This window comes from Crocinitomix algicola, from assembly GCF_001661595.2.
Taxonomy (GTDB): Bacteria; Bacteroidota; Bacteroidia; order Flavobacteriales_D; family Crocinitomicaceae; genus Crocinitomix; species Crocinitomix algicola.
Window position 1 is genome coordinate 113535 of sequence record NZ_LYPF02000007.1, and the last position, 18189, is coordinate 131723.

Consider the following 18189-nt stretch of genomic DNA (forward strand, 5'->3'; position numbering starts at 1 on the left):
GTTTTTATGGTTTGGTATGGTTTTAACATTTGAAAATCAAAACTAGACCTATGATTAAATATATTTACGCACTTTTAGCATTGCTATTATCTTTTTCCTCATTTTCTCAAGATGTAACAGCTTCTTATGAACTGACAGACGAAATTACAGTTTGTCAAGAAGAAGGTGTATTTCAAACTACGTTAATCAATTACACCGGGGGAGTCCTGGAAAATCCAATCATTCAAGTTGTTCTTCCTGAGGGCATTCTATACATACCCGAGAGTATGTTTGAATTGACATCAAAAGGAGTAAGCCCTTTGGATGTTGCATCTAGCGAAAATTTGCAGTTTAGTTTAGATGATATTCCAGTTGGTGATAGCGTTACTTTTAGGATAAAATATACAGCTAAAATCCCGGCTGTAAATTTCCAAAAATCAGGTGGCGTATTCAGAAATCAAGTCAATCTAATTCATGATGCCGGTGTAGAATTTAATGAGTCTGACAGCTATAATATTCTATTTCCAGCTTTAAACATAATTAATTTATCACCAACTAGTCAAACGGTCGTTAGCGGTGATACTACAACGAGGTCTTATGAAGTCCTAAATGCTGGATTTGGCCGAACTGATGAGGTTTATATAGTCGACGTTTTCTCAGCAGGTGCTAGTTTGCTTGAGGTCAATGCAGGAACGTTAAGCGGTGATACCTTGTACCTCAATAGCGATGATTTTTTATCTGTGGGTAACGGGGATGGTTTTTTAGATCATACTGAATCAATAGTACTTACAGAAAAAATAGTGACTTCAAGCTGTGTTGATATTACTTCATCTTCGACGCTCAAAACATTCTGGGGTTGTGAAGATGAGTGGGATATATCTTCTAATGTATACGCACATGTGAGTGTTGACTTTCAAAGTCCGAGTTTAACACTGACGGCTCTTAATCAAGCGGACGGTTGTTTTGGAGCTGATCTCGGCGATGAACAAACATTAGTGATTGTGAATACTGGTGATGGTTATGCTTCAAATATAAGTTTAGATGTTTTTAAATCAAGCGGGGATGGAATGGATGAGACAATATATGCTAGGATAGAAGAAGCTTCTTTTAAAATTCGTGAGGGGTGGTTAAATAGTCCAGAGGAAATTACACCAGAATTAATTTATCCAACAACCGCCGATGATAGTTACGCTTGTTTGGGTGTAAGTCCAACAGGTAGAGTGATTTTAAATTTACCAAATATAGCTCCCGGCGATTCCTTGATAGTGACATGGGAAATGTTTTCGTGTTGTATTGACGTTTGTGAAAATTGGAAAATACAGGGTTGGAAAGCAATAGTTGATTACTCTGATATTTGTGAGTTTACTGATTATAATGGGAATGTTTTAGGTCAAGAAATTAATGAGCAATACATGACTGTTTTTACAGAGACTCCTACGGAAATTTCAAATGAATCTTTAGAAACTTATAATTTTACAATATCCTCTTTTAAAAACACCTTACCAAGCACCGGTAATTCAAGGTATATTGTAAGTTTTGAATTAGAAAATGGCTTAGTTTATGAATCCCTAGCGTTTACGAGTAATGGAGCTTTATGGGAACCAGAATCTATAACTTATACTGAAGAGGTAAATTTGGTTGAAGCTGTTTTCAATATTCCTGAGCCATTTATTCTTCCTAAAAGTGAAATTAATTTAACCTTGTCGGGTTTATGTGGTACACCTGGTTGGAAGGAAATTTCAATGTCTGTGGCATACGATGCCGACTATTCATGCGAATCAGATTGTTTAGTTCCTCTCATTTGTGATGAAGTGGTAACTACGCGTTTACATTGTCCATTGGTTGCATGTGAAGGGCTTTATTTTCATGATTTTGATGTGGAAAGAATTAGTCTTGGATCTCCAGATAATGATGCCAATGGCATTGCTGATTTGACAGGTGAGATGGATCCAACTAAAATAAAATTAAATAGAGCAATGGTGGGTGACACAATTCAAACGATTGCAACTGGTGTTGTGATGTCTGAATTGTTTGATACATGGGAGTTTGGTAGTCTAATGACAACCAATTCCCATGGTAATCATCTTGAGTATATTCAAACTACCGTGAAAGTCTATGATCAGAGTGAAGGAATTATTCATATAATTGATTTTACAGATGTGGAAACGACAATTTCCGGAGAATCTCAAACATTCAAATTCAATTTGTCAATAGACTATTTGAGTGCCATAAATCCCGATTTAAGTGCTTTGCTTTTTTCAAATGGAGATTCAATTATTGTAGTAAATCAATATCAATTAATATCTTCAGTTGAAGATTTAATAGCAGAAACGCTTTGGGAGAATGATTTTTATTTGAGTGATGTTCCAGAGCCATCTGCAGAGGATAAATTTCAATGTGATAACAAAGCTGCTCGTTCAACTTTTATTGGATACAGCTTTTTGAATGACTTTCCAAGTAATCATACCGTGCGTTCTTGCTCAAACAATATCGTTCAAAATTTTGGAATGAGTATTGGTGACTGTTGTAACAATTATGCCGGAGGAAATTTGTTTCCATATGAATATAGATCATGGGGGAATTTAAAAGAAGTTAAAGTTGTTATTCCTGAAAACTATACCGTAGTTAATTCCTTTATTCGTCAATTCAGAACAAGAAAAACGAATTCTTCTGCAACTGAAACATTATCATCGATTATACCTGATGCAATAAATGGCGACACGCTTTATTATAATATCGAAAATTATTATGCCGGAGGGGAGTTTTCTTATAGTGATGACGGGTTTTATGGTTTAATTCGAATAGAACTAGCGCCGTCATGTGATGTGCCGCAAGATGTATTTCAACCTGTGAAATGGTATTTCAATTATCAAAAATCGAATGCAATTGATGGAGAGGAAACGGATTATATAGATGCGTTAGACGATCAAATTCGATATTTGCCATCTGATTTAGAGTTGAGTTCAGCAAGTCCATGGGTGGATGCTAATCAAAAACGGGTTGAATGGAACGTTAAGGTGAAAAACGTGGCCAATGCTGATGCTGATTATACTTGGTTATTTGTAGACGCTCCAGAAAATATAACCATCGTTGATGTTTATAATGAAAATTCGGGTGAATATCTTGATAAAGTTAATGGTTTATTTCTAGTAGGAACCGTTGAAGATTATAGTACAACAAACCTCACGCTTTCGGCAGATATTGAGTCTTGCGATACTTTACTTTTTCAGGTATATACTGGTTCTGAATGTACAGGTTATCCTAGCTCTTTTGAAAGCTTCAATTGTAATATTACAGAATTAGATCTTTACGTCGAACCAAAACAAAGTGCATTTCAAGTTCGGTTGTTTTCAGACTTATTAGATGACGATGTCTGCAGTCCCCTTGTTCAAGTTGGTTTGGATATTACAAGTGTGAACATCGCGCATATGTATAACATGAATATTGCGGTTGCAGTTCCAGATACCAACAAAATTAAAGTTTTATCGGATAGCAGTTATTTTCAGTATAATATTTCCAATCCTTATTCAAGTATAGATGATCCAATTTACGATGAATTCAAGTATCAATATAATATTAATGATTACGAGGCTTCTTTTGAAGAAGATGGAATTCCAGGTGCTTTAGATCTTGATAATAATCGATTCCGTTGGCGCACGACTGTGAGCTTAGAAGAAACATTTGTGAATGGAGATTTTATTGAATTGGAAATTGGAGGTGAAAATGCTTGTGGTATTGAATTACCAGTAATTGAGTTAAACTATGATCCCAATACAAAATTCTTGAAAGATAATACAGCTGGACTACATGCCTTTGCTTCTAATACTTGGAGTTCGAGTTGGGGTGATTATGATGGCGATGGTTTTGATGATTTGTTTGTACCAAATAAAGATGCTGACGCTCCTTCAGCTCTTTATCATAATAATGGAGATGGAACCATGACAAAAGTAGAAACCGGACCTATTGCTTCAGACTTAGGAGAGTCAGTTTCTGGAACTTGGGGTGATTATGATAATGATGGAGATTTAGATCTATTTGTGGCAAATAATACTTATGCTAAAAATAAACTTTATCAAAATCAAGGGGATGGTACGTTTGTTTCAATTTCTGATGATCCAATCGTAGATTTAGGAGTTTACTCTCATTCTGCTAGTTGGGCAGATTATGATAGAGATGGTTACCTCGATATGGTTATTTCAGACATTCATCCAACACATTTTAATTTTTTATTTCGAAATAAAGGGGATGGATCTTTTGAACCTGTAACAGGGAGTGTGATTAACGAAACAGCAAGCTCCGCTGTTGGTGTGAGTTGGGCAGATTATGACAACGATAATGATCCTGATTTATTTATCGCGAACACAAATGGGGAAAACAATAATTTGTACAGAAATGACGGTGGTGTTTTTACTCAAATTACTGAAGGTGATGTGGTGAACGATGGTGGACATTCTATTGGCGGTACATGGGGTGACTATGACAATGATGGAGATTTGGATTTGTTTGTGACAAATGCGAGAGATGTTGAACCCAATTATTTCTATGAAAATGATGGCGACGGAACTTTTACTAAAATTACAAGTGGAGTAGTCCTGGTGAATGTAGGGAATTCGCACGGAGCCTCATGGATTGATTATGATAATGATGGAGACCTTGATTTAATTGTCGCAAATGATCAAGGAAATAAAAACTTCTTATTTGCAAATAATGGAGATAAATCCTTTACAAAAATTGTAAATGCTATTTCTGAAGATGAATCTGATTCTTATGGTGCTTCATGGGCAGATTATGATAATGATGGTGACTATGATTTACATATCTCTAATCACACTGAGGGTACAAATGATTTCTTTGTCAACGAAAAAGGGGCATGTAATAATTATTTTGCCGTAGAATTAAAAGGATGTAATTCTAACTTTACAGGTATTGGAGCCAAAGTTTCACTTAAAGCCACCATACTTGGTAAAGAAACTTGGCAGTTGCGAGAAATTAGTGCTCAAACCGGTGCAATTGGTGGGCAAAATTCTCTTAAAACTATCTTCGGTATTAACGATGCAAGTATTATCGATAGTGTTGTGGTTCAATGGCCTTCTGGTATGATTCAGGTAATGACCCTACAAACAGCTAATCAAACCATTGTAATAAATGAAGAATGTGGAGTTAAAGTTTGTGGGCAAGTTTTTTATGATGAAAATGAAAATGGCGTTTTTGATGAGGAGGAGAAGGGTATAGCTTCTCAAACGATTAGTTTTAATGATGAAGATATCCTTGTTTATACGAATAGTGATGGATATTATCAGACATACGTTAATTATGGAGATTATTTGATTGGTTGGGAAGAAGATGAGAGTTGGGTTCAAGAGACTCCTGCAGATGGTGGTAAACATCTGGCGGCAATTTTGCCCGGGGAGTCTGAATATTGTGGATTTGACTTTGCTTTAAAACCAACCTGTTTTTCACCCGATTTAACATTGTCAGTTGGAACAACAGCTTTTAGAAGAGGCTTGACGAATGATTTGACCGTAACTGTTTCAAATCATGGTGTAGCTGAAACTACTGTAAATCCAACGCTAGAATTGAGGTTTACTGATAATGTTTACTTGTATGGAGACGATTGGTTGTCAATAACCGAAGAGGATGGGTACAGAACTTATACTCGATTAATTGAAAATTTAAATGGATTGTCTGATTCTACCTATGAATTCATCGATTCAGTTTCCGTTGATGCAACTTTAGACGAGGTTGTGGAATTTGAAGCTACAATAAGTACTGAGGAATTAGAATGTGATGAAACAAACAATAACCGATCGGTTTTTGATGTTGTTGTCGGATCTGTTGACCCAAATGATAAATTAGTTTTGGTTAAAAATAAAGGTGTACGTCACCAAATGAGCTTGACGGATACCCTTCAATATACGATCCGTTTTCAAAATGTAGGTAACTATGCGGCCCGCCGTGTGTTCATTGTTGATACCTTATCGCAATGGTTAGATTGGTCTACTTTTAAAGTGTTAGAGTCGTCACATAGCTTTTCCGTATCTGTAGTTGACGGAGTAGTTACTTGGGTAAATAACCAAATTGAATTACCAGATTCAGCTTCAAATCCTGAAGGTAGTAATGGGCAGGTAACGTTTAGTATCGTAACGAAACAAAATGTTCCGGCTTACGAGCAAATTTTGAATAAGGCAGGCATCCAATTTGATTACAACGATTTTATCATTACGAATACAACTAAAATTATTTTAGTTCCAAACGGAGGTGATCAGCAGCAAGGGGTGTTTATTTATCCTAATCCCGCTACAACTAACGCGCAAATTATGCTAACTAATGCATTGCAAGAACGAATTGAAATTGATTATCTAGAAGTGTATAATAATGAAGGTAGATTTATGGATAATTATCAAGTTAAACTTGACCAATTCATATTGCCTGTTCATCGCTACTCAAGCGGAACATATCGTCTAGTGGCTTATGATTTAAAAGGTGATAAATATTCAGGAACGCTAATCGTACGTTAACCAATACCGCAAAAAGGTCATTTTAAACATTTCTTAAAGTAGGTAATGTCTATTTAAAAGCTAGAATTATAAGAGGTTAAGGGTATTGAACAGTTTTTACGTTGATTAAATTATTTTTATTTAGTCTAAATAAGAATTAATTTTATCCAAAAAAACTTCAAATGAAAATTAAATTATTTAGTGTGTCAATCGTCCTTTTACCATTGACACTCAGTGCTCAATCGTTTATTGAAAAAACGGTAGAGAATTATCGTTCGGTCATTTATGGAGAAGTGATTTGGTTAGATAAGGACAATGATGGACGCTCTGAAATGTTCTCAACTGGGGCAGCAGATGATTATGATCACAGTGCTCAATTTTTTAATAATGTTGGCACCAATGATTTAGAAGAAGACTATTTTTTAGAATCAATTGGGTTTTCGCTCTCGTCAGCAACCACTGCTGATATGAATAATGACGGTTATGATGATTTTCTAGTCTCTGGCTATAACGGAGAGTCGAATCAAACAAGATTATTTTTAAATAATGGAGCAGGAAGTTTTACCAATGAGTTATTGGAAATCACGGGCGTTACGAATGGGAAAATAAGAACTGCAGACTTTAATGGGGATGATTTAATTGATGTCATTATCACTGGAGTTAGTCCAGAAAGTACTTATATATCCGAATTGTATTTCCAAAATGAAGCAGGGGAATTTGAACTACAAGATCAAGTTTTAATGCCAAATTATTTTGGAGATGTCACAATTTTCGATGCGGATGAAGACGGGAGTCCAGATATTTTATTGACGGGGTTTGATTTATCATATACACCTAATACCAAACTTTTTATAAATGACGGAGAAGGAAACTTTGAAGAGAAGGTGGAATCAGGTTTACCCCGAGTATATTTCTCAGGAACTAGTGCTGGTGATTATGATAATGACGGAGATTTAGACGTATTGATATCAGGGATGACAAATAGCTATACGCCTGCTAGCAATATATACATCAATGACGGAGAAGGTAATTTTGTAGTGGATGAAACGACTTCTTTTATAGAGATGTACTTTGGTACAGCTGATTTTGTTGATGTAAATAATGACGATAAATTAGATGTTTTCTTTTCTGGATCAACTAGCGACGGCGTGCCGCATACCGTACTTTATTCATTGACTGAAGAAGGATATGTTTTAGATGAGTCTTTCTCTGAGTTGACTGTTGATGTTAACATTTCGAGTGTCGCTTGGAAAGATTATGATAACGACGGAGATTTAGATGTTTTCATTACCGGTTTTACAAGTGAAGGCGATCGAGCTTCTGGCTTTTATGTCAATCAAATGAATAGCCCAACCTACGCAAATTTTGATCAAGAAGAGAAACCGCAATTAACGGTTTTCCCTAATCCAAATAATGGGACTTTTAGTCTTAATTTCGAAAATGCAGAAGCAAGAATAATCTCCATTAGAAATTTACAAGGTCAAATCGTTTATGAATTAAATGTTCATGCTTCAATTGTTCAATTGAATTTGACAAACCTGCCTTCAGGAGTTTATATGCTTACAGATAAATCAAAAAATAGCCAACAATCAACTTTAATTACAATTGAATAGTGACTTATTATTGCAGTTCCCCACAAAATTAATAGCAACCTTTTATTACGAGGGCTTTTTAAAAAGACAATAAATTAAGAAGTCAGCTCAAATAAACTCAGTACTTTTGTACAAAGTTTGAAAGCATGGAAATTACAATTGAAAATTTAAAAGAAGCGCTTAAAAAGGTCATTGAGCCCGATTTAAAGAAAGATATTATCACTTTAGATTTGGTTTCAGATATTAAAATTGAGGACCAAAAAATAAGTTTTCAAGTTAAAATATATAACCCTGCAATGCATGCGAAAAAACGCATGCAAGAAGCATTAGAATTTGCACTAGAAAGAGCTTTTGGAAAAGATGTGGATGCAGACATTTCTCTTGTACCTTTGCCGAAAGATAAAGAGCCTGAAGTTAGGGCAATCCTATCCAATGTAAAACATATTATTGCTGTAGCAAGTGGTAAAGGTGGCGTTGGTAAGTCAACTGTGACAGCTAACCTCGCAGCAGGTTTGGCTAAGCAAGGCTATAAAGTAGGATTGGTTGATGCCGATATTTATGGTCCTTCTGTTCCAACCATGTTTGATGTCGTAGGTGCTAGACCAACAGGTGTTGAAAAAGATGGTAAAACACTGATTCAGCCGATTGAATCTTACGGTGTTAAGTTGTTGTCAATTGGTTTTTTTTCTGATCCAGACCAGGCTGTAGTTTGGAGGGGACCAATGGCTACAAAAGCACTGAACCAAATGTTTAAAGATGCGGATTGGGGTGAATTAGATTTTATGATTGTTGATTTACCTCCAGGAACTGGCGATGTCCATTTAACTCTTGTACAAAATGTTCCCCTCACCGGAGTTATAGTTGTCAGTACACCTCAAGAAGTTGCGCTTGCAGATGCACGTAAAGGTGTAAATATGTTTAGAATGGATTCCCTGAAGGTACCAGTTTTGGGAATTGTAGAAAATATGGCTTGGTTTACTCCTGCAGAATTACCAGAGAATAAGTATTATATTTTTGGTGAGAATGGGGCAACCAACTTGGCAGAACAAATGGGGGTGCCTGTATTGGCTCAATTGCCACTAATTCAAAGTGTAAGAGAAGCTGGGGATGTCGGTCGACCGGCTGTGCTACAAGATAATACAACTTCTTCAAAATATTTTGATGAATTTGTTCGTAAATTTGTACAAATCGTTGAAGACGAATAATATGGAACAAAAGGAAAAAATTGAAATAGCTTTAGATTCAATCCGACCGTTTTTGCAAAAAGATGGAGGTGATGTCGAATTTGTTGAATTGACGGATGATAAGGTGGTGAAAGTCAAGTTGCTTGGTGCCTGTGAGTCATGCTCTATGAGCGCAATGACACTAAAAGCCGGTATTGAAGAATCTATAAAAAATGCTATACCAGAAATAATTCGGGTTGATGCCGTTTAAAAATCATACCGACAAAAACATTTTTGATTTAACAGCTGTTATTAATTCACTAATTTTGCAAAACAATCAATGGGAAATCGTCACAACGATTCTCCCTAAATAGAAAATTAAACATGATCGAAACAGATATAATAATTATTGGAGCTGGTCCAGTAGGACTTTTTACAGTTTTTGAGGCTGGTTTGTTAAAATTACGTTGTCATTTAATTGACTCACTTCCTCAACCGGGTGGACAATTAACTGAAATTTACCCAAAAAAACCAATTTACGACATTCCAGGTTACCCAACCGTTGATGCTGGTGAGCTCATCGATAATCTTATGAAGCAAATCGAGCCGTTTAAGCCTGAATTTACTTTAGGAGAATCAGCGGTTACAATCGATGAGGTAGAGGATAATAAATTTGTCGTAACAACAAACAAAGGAACCAAGCATATCGCACCAGTTGTAATGATTGCTGGAGGATTAGGTGTATTCGAACCGAGAAAACCACCAGTTGATAATCTCGAGCAATTTGAAGATAACGGAGTTGAATATATTATTAAGGACCCTAAATTTTATCAAGATAAAAAAGTAGTTGTCGCAGGAGGTGGTGATTCTGCTTTGGATTGGTCAATCTATTTGGTGAAAAATAATATTGCTTCTGAATTAAGTTTAGTGCATAGAAGAAGTTCTTTTAGAGGTCACCTCGATTCTGTTCAGCAGGTTATGGATCTGGCTGATGAAGGTAAGTTGAACCTAATTACTGAGGCAGAAGTTGTTGGAATTGAAGGAAACGGTTCGTTGAAATCAGTTACAATTAAGCATAAAAAGGAGGGTGAATTTACTAAGGAGGCCGATCATTTTGTGCCATTATTTGGTCTTAAACCAAGTTTAGGTCCTATAGCAGATTGGGGACTTGAAATTGAGAAGAATGCCATTAAAGTAGATACGCGTGATTACTCAACAAATCGACCAGGTATCTATGCTATTGGGGATGTTAATCAGTATGAAGGGAAGTTAAAACTAATACTTTGCGGATTCCATGAGGGAACAATCGCAGTGCAGTCAGCTTTTGCACGTATACATCCGGATAAAAAGAATGTACTAAAGTATACAACAGTTAACGGTGTAAATGGCTTTTAATTGATTTTTAATAAATTGGAATTAAAAAAGGACCTTCAAATCGAAGGTCCTTTTTAGTTTTCTTTCGTTAATTTATTACTTTAACGTACAAGAATAATCTGTGGTAACGGTAAAGTCACCTGAAGTCATTGTAGTAGATGTCTCATCTAATCCATCACACCATTCTTCTGCATCTTTTTTCTTAAGGTTTTGGGTTGTAGATGTTTCACTCGTAACGGTTGAGCTTTCATCCTATCCAGTGGATTTTTGTGTGATTTCACAGTCACAAGTGTAATCTTTTTTACAAGATGTGAAAGATACCATAGCTCCCAAAACCAATGCTGGCAAAATTAATTTTTTAATTTAGTTAATTATTGAATATGTCCTATTAAGAACTTTAGTGTAAAAATACGGGTAGATTCTTATAAGGTTATAAAAATCATGTAAATTTGTGAAAATTAATTTCCATGGCAGAAAACATGATCACAGTTCATATTATTGATAGAGAGGGAGTAAAGCATGATTTGGAGGCTCCTACAGATATGAATATGAATATAATGGAGGTGTGTCGTTCTTATGAATTGCCCGTAGAAGGTAGATGTGGAGGAATGGCAATGTGCGCAACTTGTCAATGTTATTTAGAGTCTGAAACAGAATTGCCTGAACAGTCAGATAGTGAAATGGATATGCTCGATGAAGCTTTCTTTGTTGAAGATAATAGCAGGTTAGGTTGTCAAATTCAAATTACAGAAGAGATTGATGGCATCGTACTTCGATTAGCTCCAGAAGGAAATTAGACATGTGAATGGCGCTATTGCTGTGTAGATTTGATTTTTTGTCATGTTTCATTGAGTATTCCGTTAGATAATAGGCTGTTATTTTATAAGTTGATTAAGCTATTTATTAAATTTAGTTCCGAATTTCGAAAAATTTGAATTAAATATTTTTTATTTCCATCGTTGTGAAATAACGGGCAACGCAAGGGTTATTCTTATCGTCTTTCAAGAGCTTATATTAAATAGTCTTTCATGAAAAAATGGATTAAAACCCTGCTTTTGATTTTTGCTGTATCCTCAATACATGCTCAAATTGAAAGCAATCTTTTCCACTCAATTAGTGGGGTTAGTTACGAAGAGTATGATTTGGACTCTATTGCCAATCACACAATTTTAAAACTTGATATCCCTGAATGGTATCATTTATTAGATCATCACCCCGCTCACATCAGTCTTGAAATTCCTTATAAAGATTATGACTTGAAAGCTGTTCTGCGAGTTTCAAATGTTTATGGTCATGATTTTAAAGTAAAAACGGCCTCAGGAGAATCTATTAATTTAAATGCTGTTTCTAAAAGTGTTTATTATCAGGGGTATTTTGAAGGGTTTACAAATTCCCATTTTGCGTTTAGTGTTTTAAATAACGAAATTATTGGTGTAGGTTCGATTCCTGGAATTGGAGATGTAAATCTTGGAAAATTAGAGGGACTCAATTATATATTTTATAGCGAAAAAGATTTAAATGGACATAATCAATTTTTATGCGAGACACGAGGTGATCCTGGTACGCAGCAAGGTTACAGAGAAATCGAGAGCGATGAACGTGAACTTGTGGACGATTGTTCGGGAATTTATGTTGAAGCTGACTACGATCTTTTTCTCAATAAAGGTGGTGTATTAGAAACAGTAGACTACATCACAGCTCTTTTTAATGAAATTCAATTGCTTTACGAGATTGATGAAATGACCATTTTCATGTCCGAACTGATGGTTTGGGATGTTGAAAGTCCTTATTTTGGAATAACTGATACCGGTATTTTATTGGATTTATTTGGTACAACAACCGTTGATTGGGAGGGAGATTTAGGTCATCTTGTTACCCTAGCGGCGAGTGGAGGTTTGGCTTGGGTTGATGTATTCTGCAGTCCTGATCAGGCTATTCGAAAAGCGGTAAGTGGAATTAGTCCAACTTTTGCAGAAATTCCTATTTATTCATGGTCTGTTGAGGTTATCGCTCATGAGATGGGTCATAATATGGGGTCGCCTCATACACATGCTTGTTTTTGGAATGGTGATGATACAGCCATCGATGGTTGTGGTCCAGAAGCAGGTTTTGATGAAGGCTGCGATGAAGATCTTCCTGCAGAAGGGGGTACCGTTATGAGTTATTGTCATTTAACGGATGTCGGAATTGATTTAGGTTTAGGTTTTGGAGAACAGCCAGGTGATCATATGAGGGCTAGGATTTTAGCTTCAGGTTGTTTAGAGAGTTGTGATTTAACTGTGATGGATATGACCATCACCGGTGGGCTAATCTCGACTACTTGTGATAACGCACCCATATATAGGCAGTTGTCGGTAGAAAATAATAGTAATGATGATTTTACTAGTGCGCAAATTAATGTCTACATTGAAGGAGAGTTAGTTGAGTCGCATAGTTGGTCTGGCTTCATTCCTGAAGATGGTGACGGTACAATCAATATTCCGACGACTAGTTTGCCTGTCGGTTCATATATGATGCAGGTTGTCCTAGATCTTCCGTCTGGATATGAGGATGATAATCCAATTGACAACAGTTTTACTTTTAATTTTGATGTGCATCCGTATCCTACAGCCGGTTTTTATCCAGATCCTGTTCAGATGGTTTCTTATGACGCTACTTCAACAATGACAAATACAAGTGAAGGAGCTACAACTTTTACATGGAATATGGGGGATGAATCACCTTTAATTTATGACACCAATCCAACGCATAAATTTCCTTTTGAACGAGGAGATAATTATAATATTACGCTCGTAGCTACTTCAGAATTTGGCTGTAACGATACCGCTACTTCCTCAGTAATTGTTGAAGGGGTTAATATTTTCTTCATTGAAAATTCTTTCACTCCATCGGGTGATTTGTTCAATGAGGAATTTACACCTGTTTTTGCAGCAGGTTTAGACATATACGATTATCACTTTGTTGTGTACAATAGATGGGGGGAAGTGATGTTTGAAACATTTAATGTGGCGAACGGATGGAACGGTAAATACGGTGATAAATTAGCGCCTGCGGGATCTTACGTTTGGGTGCTCGAGTTTGGCGATTTATCCAGCGATGAAAAACATGCCCATCAAGGACATGTTACTCTATTGCGTTAATGGCTTAGAATTATTTAATTTCCAAAGGGATTGTGCAAACAGGTATAGGAACCATCTTATGCTTGTTTGCATTGTGAAACGACCGGTAAATTTTTAAAATTTCTCGTTCGCGGGTATCCAAATATTCTTCGTTACTATTAGGATTGGCTTCAAATGCCATCGCCCATTCTAGTTCGGGATATGTTGCACCAAGTTGACCTTCATCTGTTCTTTCGTCTTTCCATAAACCGTCGGTAGGTGCCGCCTTTTGGATGGCAGGTATAACGTCCATCGCTTTAGCTAAAGCGTAAACTTCAGTTTTTGTTAGATCCGCGATTGGACTTAAATCGACACCGCCATCTCCGTATTTGGTATAAAATCCAACACCAAAATCTTCAACTTTATTTCCTGTTCCAGCGACTAATAAACCAAATGATTGGCCAACGGCATACAAAGTTGTCATTCTTAGTCTGGATCGAGTATTAGCCATTGATAACCCATGGTCTTTAGTTGTTGAGGGAAGTACTCCCTTCAAAGACTCAAATGTATCAGTTAAATTTATAGCGTATTCTTTGACATTCGAATACCGTTCTTTTAAGTTTTCAATATGTGCTAAAGCCCGATTAACTTCATCTTTATTTTGATGGATGTTCATTTCTAGACAGACTACATCTAAACCAGTTTTAGCACATAATAAAGAAGTAACGGCGGAATCAATTCCGCCGCTAATACCGATTATAAATCCTTTTGAGCGAGCAGATTCTGCATAGTTTTTCAACCAAGCTACAATATGCTCTATTACTTTGCTTTCTTGCATAGCTTTATTTAGAACAACAAGCCAATCTTTAACTCAATTATATGTTGTGGATTGTTTTTAATATCTAATTGCGAGTATGAATAGTCACCAGGCTCTCCGGTTCTTTCAACTAAATGACTTGACTTTTGATATAATGCTGGTGTAATTCCATAGTTGAACCCAATCTCACCATATAAAAAAGTGTTTCCTGTAAAGTTCCATTCCGCACCTCCATAGATGCCAATCGCCGTTCTTACTTGAGCTAATCCTTTTTTTATGGCGTCCGGCTTCATGTTTTCCACTTTCAAAGATGTAAGTGGAGTAGTGGTATAAAAATCGCTTTGAGCAGGATCGTCATTGTTTCTCATGTATTTTGCATCATACCCCTCATCGTCCATTCTAACACCTGCTAAGAAACTAGTACGCAAACCAAATTTTCCATAATACTTAAATTGACCAATCATATTAGTTTGAAACTTTAAAAATATCGGTAAGGTCACATACTTTGCTCTAAACTTTCGAGTGTGTAGTAAAAATGCTGCAGAGCTGTCCGGGATATCCTTAATACCATCTTTATCATCGTATTTATGAATATCAGTATCGGAATAAGCATAAAAAACATCATTAAAGGCAGTGTTATTGTCGCTTCCGTAATTCAATTGAAAGCTTTCCAAATCAAACTGGAGACCACTAGCCAATCCTATGTTTTCATTAAAAAGGTAGTTTCCGCCAACACCAATTGTGAATCCGTTGCCTATTCCGTTTCGTTCAATCTTTGTTGTTTGTATCTTTGTCCAATTAAAAGTAGGGCCTAGTACTAAACCAACTTGGAATTTTTTGTCTTGAGCATTGGCATTTAGTCCTAATCCCGCAATTAGAATTAATGAAAGTAACTTTTTCATAATTTTGCAATTATTAATTTACATTTTTGTAGCAATAATAAGAAATTATAGCCAATGAGGGAAAAATTATTTGCATTTATATGCCTGTGTTTCGTTATTGTGTCATGTTCATCCGATAAGTTGGATGTTGACGTATCAACTATTGATTTAGATGTGGATTATCAGCGTTTTGAAATTGCACTTTCTCAAGGTAATAGTCCAATGGAATTAGCCGAAATAAATAAGGAATGTCTACAACTTGGAGGAGAGTTGTATGAATTTTATATCTACGATATGCTAAGGTTAGGGTCGGCTTACAACGATTCGATTGGGTATTATTTATACCCTTTTGTAAATGACACTATGATGCAAGTAGTTGTCGCTGATGTTAAAAGTACTTTTTCCGATTTTGAATCCATCAGCAATGAGCTCAACGATGGTTTTAAACATTTAAAATACCATTTACCTGACGCAGCAATTCCTGATCGTATAATTACATATAACGGAACTTTTGTATATGGTGTGGTGGCAACAGACTCTTTAATTGGTATTGGCTTAGAAATGTATTTAGGTGCCGATAATCCAATCGTTAAAGAAATTCGATTCCCTCAGTACATTAAAGAAAAAATGAATAGAAATTACTTACCAATAGATGTTGCCAATAGATGGATTGTTTCAAACGTAATCTCAGAAAACCCAGGAGAAACATTTTTAAGTAACTTGATCTATCATGGTAAACTACGTTATCTCATCGAAGCTATGTTTCCTGATATTGAAAAAGAATTTATAATTAATTATTCAAAAAAAGAGTATGACTATGCCGTCGCAAGTGAATATAATGTATGGCAATATTTAGTCGATATGGATTGGATTTATACGACTGATATGAAAGTGAAAATGCGATTTTTTGAAGAGGCTCCCACGACAGTTGGTATTGATAATTCTCCAGGGCGTATGGGGCAATTTATGGGATGGCAAATGGTGAGGTCTTACATGGATGAAAATCCTGGAGTTTCTTTGCAAGAATTGCTAAATGAAACCAATGAAACTAAAATATTAAAAGCATATAAACCAAAGAATAATGAGTGATTTAAAAAAATCAAATATTGATATAGAAATTTTAACAAACGAGAATAACTTACCCGAGCAGATTAATTGGACGGCAAAAGACGGTGGTGTGGAAAAGGCTAAAGCGGAAGCAATGATTTTAGCGTTTTGGGATAAGACAGCAGAAACAGCTATGCGAATCGATTTGTGGAATAAAGAAATGACTGTTGATGATATGAAAAAATTCATGCACCAGACTTTATTGACACTTGCCGATTCGTTTGAACGCTCAACTGGAGAAAAGAATATGGCAGAAGATCTTAGGGATTATTGCCATCATTTCGCAGACAAAATGGGGATTTTACCTCCTTTAAGTTAATAATCACTATAATCAACAGTATCGTTGATTTCACGAATGTATTGAATGATTTCCTCCTTGCCTGTACCATCTACTGATGATGTTATAAAGTAAGGAGGCATTTCTTCCCACATTTTTAACATTTCTCTTTTGTAATTAGTTATAAAACGTTCAGATTGCGTTTTTCTTAATTTATCCAATTTAGTGAAAACAATAGAGAAGGGAATGCCATGCTCACCTAACCAAACCATAAAATCTAAATCAATTCCTTGTGGCTCATGTCTGCTGTCTACGAGCACAAAAACATTGGTCAAGTTTTCTCGGGTAGTCATATATCTTGAAATGAACTTTTGAAATTGATCCCGAGCATTGTGATTAACTTTAGCATACCCGTATCCAGGTAGGTCAACTAAATACCAAGATTTGTCGATTAAGAAGTGATTGATCAAACGAGTTTTTCCTGGCTTACTCGAAATTTTTGCAAGCTTTTTGTTATTCGTCAACATGTTTATTAAGGATGATTTTCCAACATTTGACCTTCCGATAAAAGCGTATTCAGGCATGTTTGGCTGTGGGCATAGCCTAACATCTGTATTGCTTATAACGAATTCTGCTTGATTTATTTTTATCGACATGTCCTCAAGTATTTTTTTGCAAAGTTAGGCAAATCAAAACATGAAACAATCAATAATGTGCAAGTTCCCAGTTCTGTTATCGGAAATTAGAATAAACCGTTGATTTCAGCGTCAATCGAATGAATGATTTTACCTAAGTCGTCAGCGTCTTCATGAAAGTTGTTGCCGTCAACATCAATCACTATTAATTTTCCCTTGTCGTAAGTTGAAATCCAAGCGTCATATCGTTCATTAAGCCTTTTTAAATAATCCAATCGAATGCTTTCCTCGTAATCTCTACCTCTTTTTTGAATTTGATTGACTAAGGTTGGAACGCTCGCTTTTAAGTAGATTAAAACATCAGGTGCCGCAATAAATGATTCAAGAAGGTTGAATAATGAAAAATAGTTTTCAAAATCACGAGTTGTCATTAGTCCCATTGAATGAAGATTAGGAGCAAAAATATAGGCGTCCTCATAAATGGTTCGATCCTGAATCACATTTTCAGAATTGTTTTTAATTTCTTGAATTTGGGTGAATCGACTGTTTAGATAATAAATCTGCAAGTTGAACGACCAGCGTTGCATATCTTCGTAAAAATCATTGAGGTAAGGATTTTGTTCAACATCTTCAAAATGAGTGTCCCATCCGTAATGTTTGGCCAATAGTTTTGTTAAAGTTGTTTTACCAGATCCTATATTTCCCGCTACCGCAATATGCATATTTTCGATTTTTATTAAGAGGTATAAAAGTAGAAATAATATTCTTT

Annotated in this window: 13 protein-coding genes; 9 read left to right on the plus strand and 4 right to left on the minus strand. The window is 35.8% G+C overall.

What is annotated here, in order from left to right; translation table 11 throughout:
* Window positions 1-50 precede the first annotated feature (50 nt).
* From A8143_RS04755 to A8143_RS04785, 7 genes are all read left to right on the plus strand, one after another.
* Window positions 51-6497 carry an FG-GAP-like repeat-containing protein gene (locus tag A8143_RS04755; RefSeq protein WP_070137613.1) on the plus strand — a complete coding sequence of 2149 codons (6447 nt, stop codon included), beginning with the start codon at window positions 51-53 and terminating at the stop codon, window positions 6495-6497.
* 161 nt (window positions 6498-6658) lie between these two features.
* Entirely contained in the window at window positions 6659-8089 is a 1431-nt protein-coding gene (locus A8143_RS04760; RefSeq protein WP_070137615.1) for an FG-GAP-like repeat-containing protein, read from the plus strand.
* A 125-nt stretch (window positions 8090-8214) separates the two neighbouring features.
* Window positions 8215-9273 carry an Mrp/NBP35 family ATP-binding protein gene (locus A8143_RS04765; protein ID WP_083261222.1) on the plus strand — a complete coding sequence of 353 codons (1059 nt, stop codon included), beginning with the start codon at window positions 8215-8217 and terminating at the stop codon, window positions 9271-9273.
* A 1-nt stretch (window position 9274) separates the two neighbouring features.
* On the plus strand, window positions 9275-9502 hold the full coding sequence (locus tag A8143_RS04770; RefSeq protein ID WP_070137616.1) for a NifU family protein: 228 nt from the start codon (window positions 9275-9277) through the stop codon (window positions 9500-9502).
* 113 nt (window positions 9503-9615) lie between these two features.
* A complete protein-coding gene (locus A8143_RS04775) occupies window positions 9616-10626 on the plus strand; it encodes an NAD(P)/FAD-dependent oxidoreductase (RefSeq protein WP_070137618.1) in 1011 nt (336 codons plus the stop codon).
* Between the two features lie 446 nt (window positions 10627-11072).
* A complete protein-coding gene (locus tag A8143_RS04780) occupies window positions 11073-11402 on the plus strand; it encodes a 2Fe-2S iron-sulfur cluster-binding protein (protein ID WP_070137620.1) in 330 nt (109 codons plus the stop codon).
* A 231-nt stretch (window positions 11403-11633) separates the two neighbouring features.
* Entirely contained in the window at window positions 11634-13745 is a 2112-nt protein-coding gene (locus A8143_RS04785; RefSeq protein ID WP_070137622.1) for a M12 family metallo-peptidase, read from the plus strand.
* A gap of 10 nt (window positions 13746-13755) precedes the next feature.
* Here the strand turns inward: A8143_RS04785 and nadE are convergent, their stop codons facing one another.
* Together nadE and A8143_RS04795 are read right to left on the minus strand one after the other, a co-directional pair.
* Entirely contained in the window at window positions 13756-14541 is a 786-nt protein-coding gene (gene nadE / locus A8143_RS04790) for an NAD(+) synthase (RefSeq protein WP_070137624.1), read from the minus strand.
* 8 nt (window positions 14542-14549) lie between these two features.
* The gene (locus tag A8143_RS04795) at window positions 14550-15422 is read right to left on the minus strand and encodes an outer membrane beta-barrel protein (protein WP_070137625.1); all 873 of its coding nucleotides are present in this window, start codon (window positions 15420-15422) and stop codon (window positions 14550-14552) included.
* A 54-nt stretch (window positions 15423-15476) separates the two neighbouring features.
* Between A8143_RS04795 and gldB the strand changes: the two genes are divergently transcribed.
* Complete coding sequence (gldB, locus tag A8143_RS04800) at window positions 15477-16490, plus strand: gliding motility lipoprotein GldB (protein WP_139134267.1); 1014 nt, start codon at window positions 15477-15479, stop codon at window positions 16488-16490.
* Window positions 16483-16827, plus strand: coding sequence for a gliding motility protein GldC (gene gldC, locus A8143_RS04805; protein ID WP_070137629.1), 345 nt, complete (start codon window positions 16483-16485; stop codon window positions 16825-16827). The genes gldB and gldC overlap by 8 nt, the downstream gene beginning before the upstream one ends.
* Here gldC and yihA read toward each other — a convergent pair.
* Together yihA and A8143_RS04815 are read right to left on the minus strand one after the other, a co-directional pair.
* Window positions 16824-17441 (minus strand): ribosome biogenesis GTP-binding protein YihA/YsxC, encoded by a 618-nt coding sequence (gene yihA / locus A8143_RS04810; RefSeq protein WP_070137631.1) that lies wholly within the window; start codon window positions 17439-17441, stop codon window positions 16824-16826. The genes gldC and yihA overlap by 4 nt on opposite strands.
* Window positions 17442-17527: 86 nt before the next feature.
* A complete protein-coding gene (locus tag A8143_RS04815) occupies window positions 17528-18142 on the minus strand; it encodes a deoxynucleoside kinase (RefSeq protein WP_070137633.1) in 615 nt (204 codons plus the stop codon).
* Window positions 18143-18189: the final 47 nt, after the last annotated feature.

Bases quoted from the DNA above. Each gene is read 5' to 3' on its own strand.
- gldC (WP_070137629.1), top strand. From the start codon at position 16,483: ATGAGTGATTTAAAAAAATCAAATATTGATATAGAAATTTTAACAAAC.
- A8143_RS04815 (WP_070137633.1), bottom strand. From the start codon at position 18,142: ATGCATATTGCGGTAGCGGGAAATATAGGATCTGGTAAAACAACTTTA.
- A8143_RS04765 (WP_083261222.1), top strand. From the start codon at position 8,215: ATGGAAATTACAATTGAAAATTTAAAAGAAGCGCTTAAAAAGGTCATT.
- yihA (WP_070137631.1), bottom strand. From the start codon at position 17,441: ATGTCGATAAAAATAAATCAAGCAGAATTCGTTATAAGCAATACAGAT.
- A8143_RS04785 (WP_070137622.1), top strand. From the start codon at position 11,634: ATGAAAAAATGGATTAAAACCCTGCTTTTGATTTTTGCTGTATCCTCA.
- nadE (WP_070137624.1), bottom strand. From the start codon at position 14,541: ATGCAAGAAAGCAAAGTAATAGAGCATATTGTAGCTTGGTTGAAAAAC.
- A8143_RS04755 (WP_070137613.1), top strand. From the start codon at position 51: ATGATTAAATATATTTACGCACTTTTAGCATTGCTATTATCTTTTTCC.
- A8143_RS04760 (WP_070137615.1), top strand. From the start codon at position 6,659: ATGAAAATTAAATTATTTAGTGTGTCAATCGTCCTTTTACCATTGACA.
- A8143_RS04775 (WP_070137618.1), top strand. From the start codon at position 9,616: ATGATCGAAACAGATATAATAATTATTGGAGCTGGTCCAGTAGGACTT.
- gldB (WP_139134267.1), top strand. From the start codon at position 15,477: ATGAGGGAAAAATTATTTGCATTTATATGCCTGTGTTTCGTTATTGTG.
- A8143_RS04770 (WP_070137616.1), top strand. From the start codon at position 9,275: ATGGAACAAAAGGAAAAAATTGAAATAGCTTTAGATTCAATCCGACCG.
- A8143_RS04795 (WP_070137625.1), bottom strand. From the start codon at position 15,422: ATGAAAAAGTTACTTTCATTAATTCTAATTGCGGGATTAGGACTAAAT.
- A8143_RS04780 (WP_070137620.1), top strand. From the start codon at position 11,073: ATGGCAGAAAACATGATCACAGTTCATATTATTGATAGAGAGGGAGTA.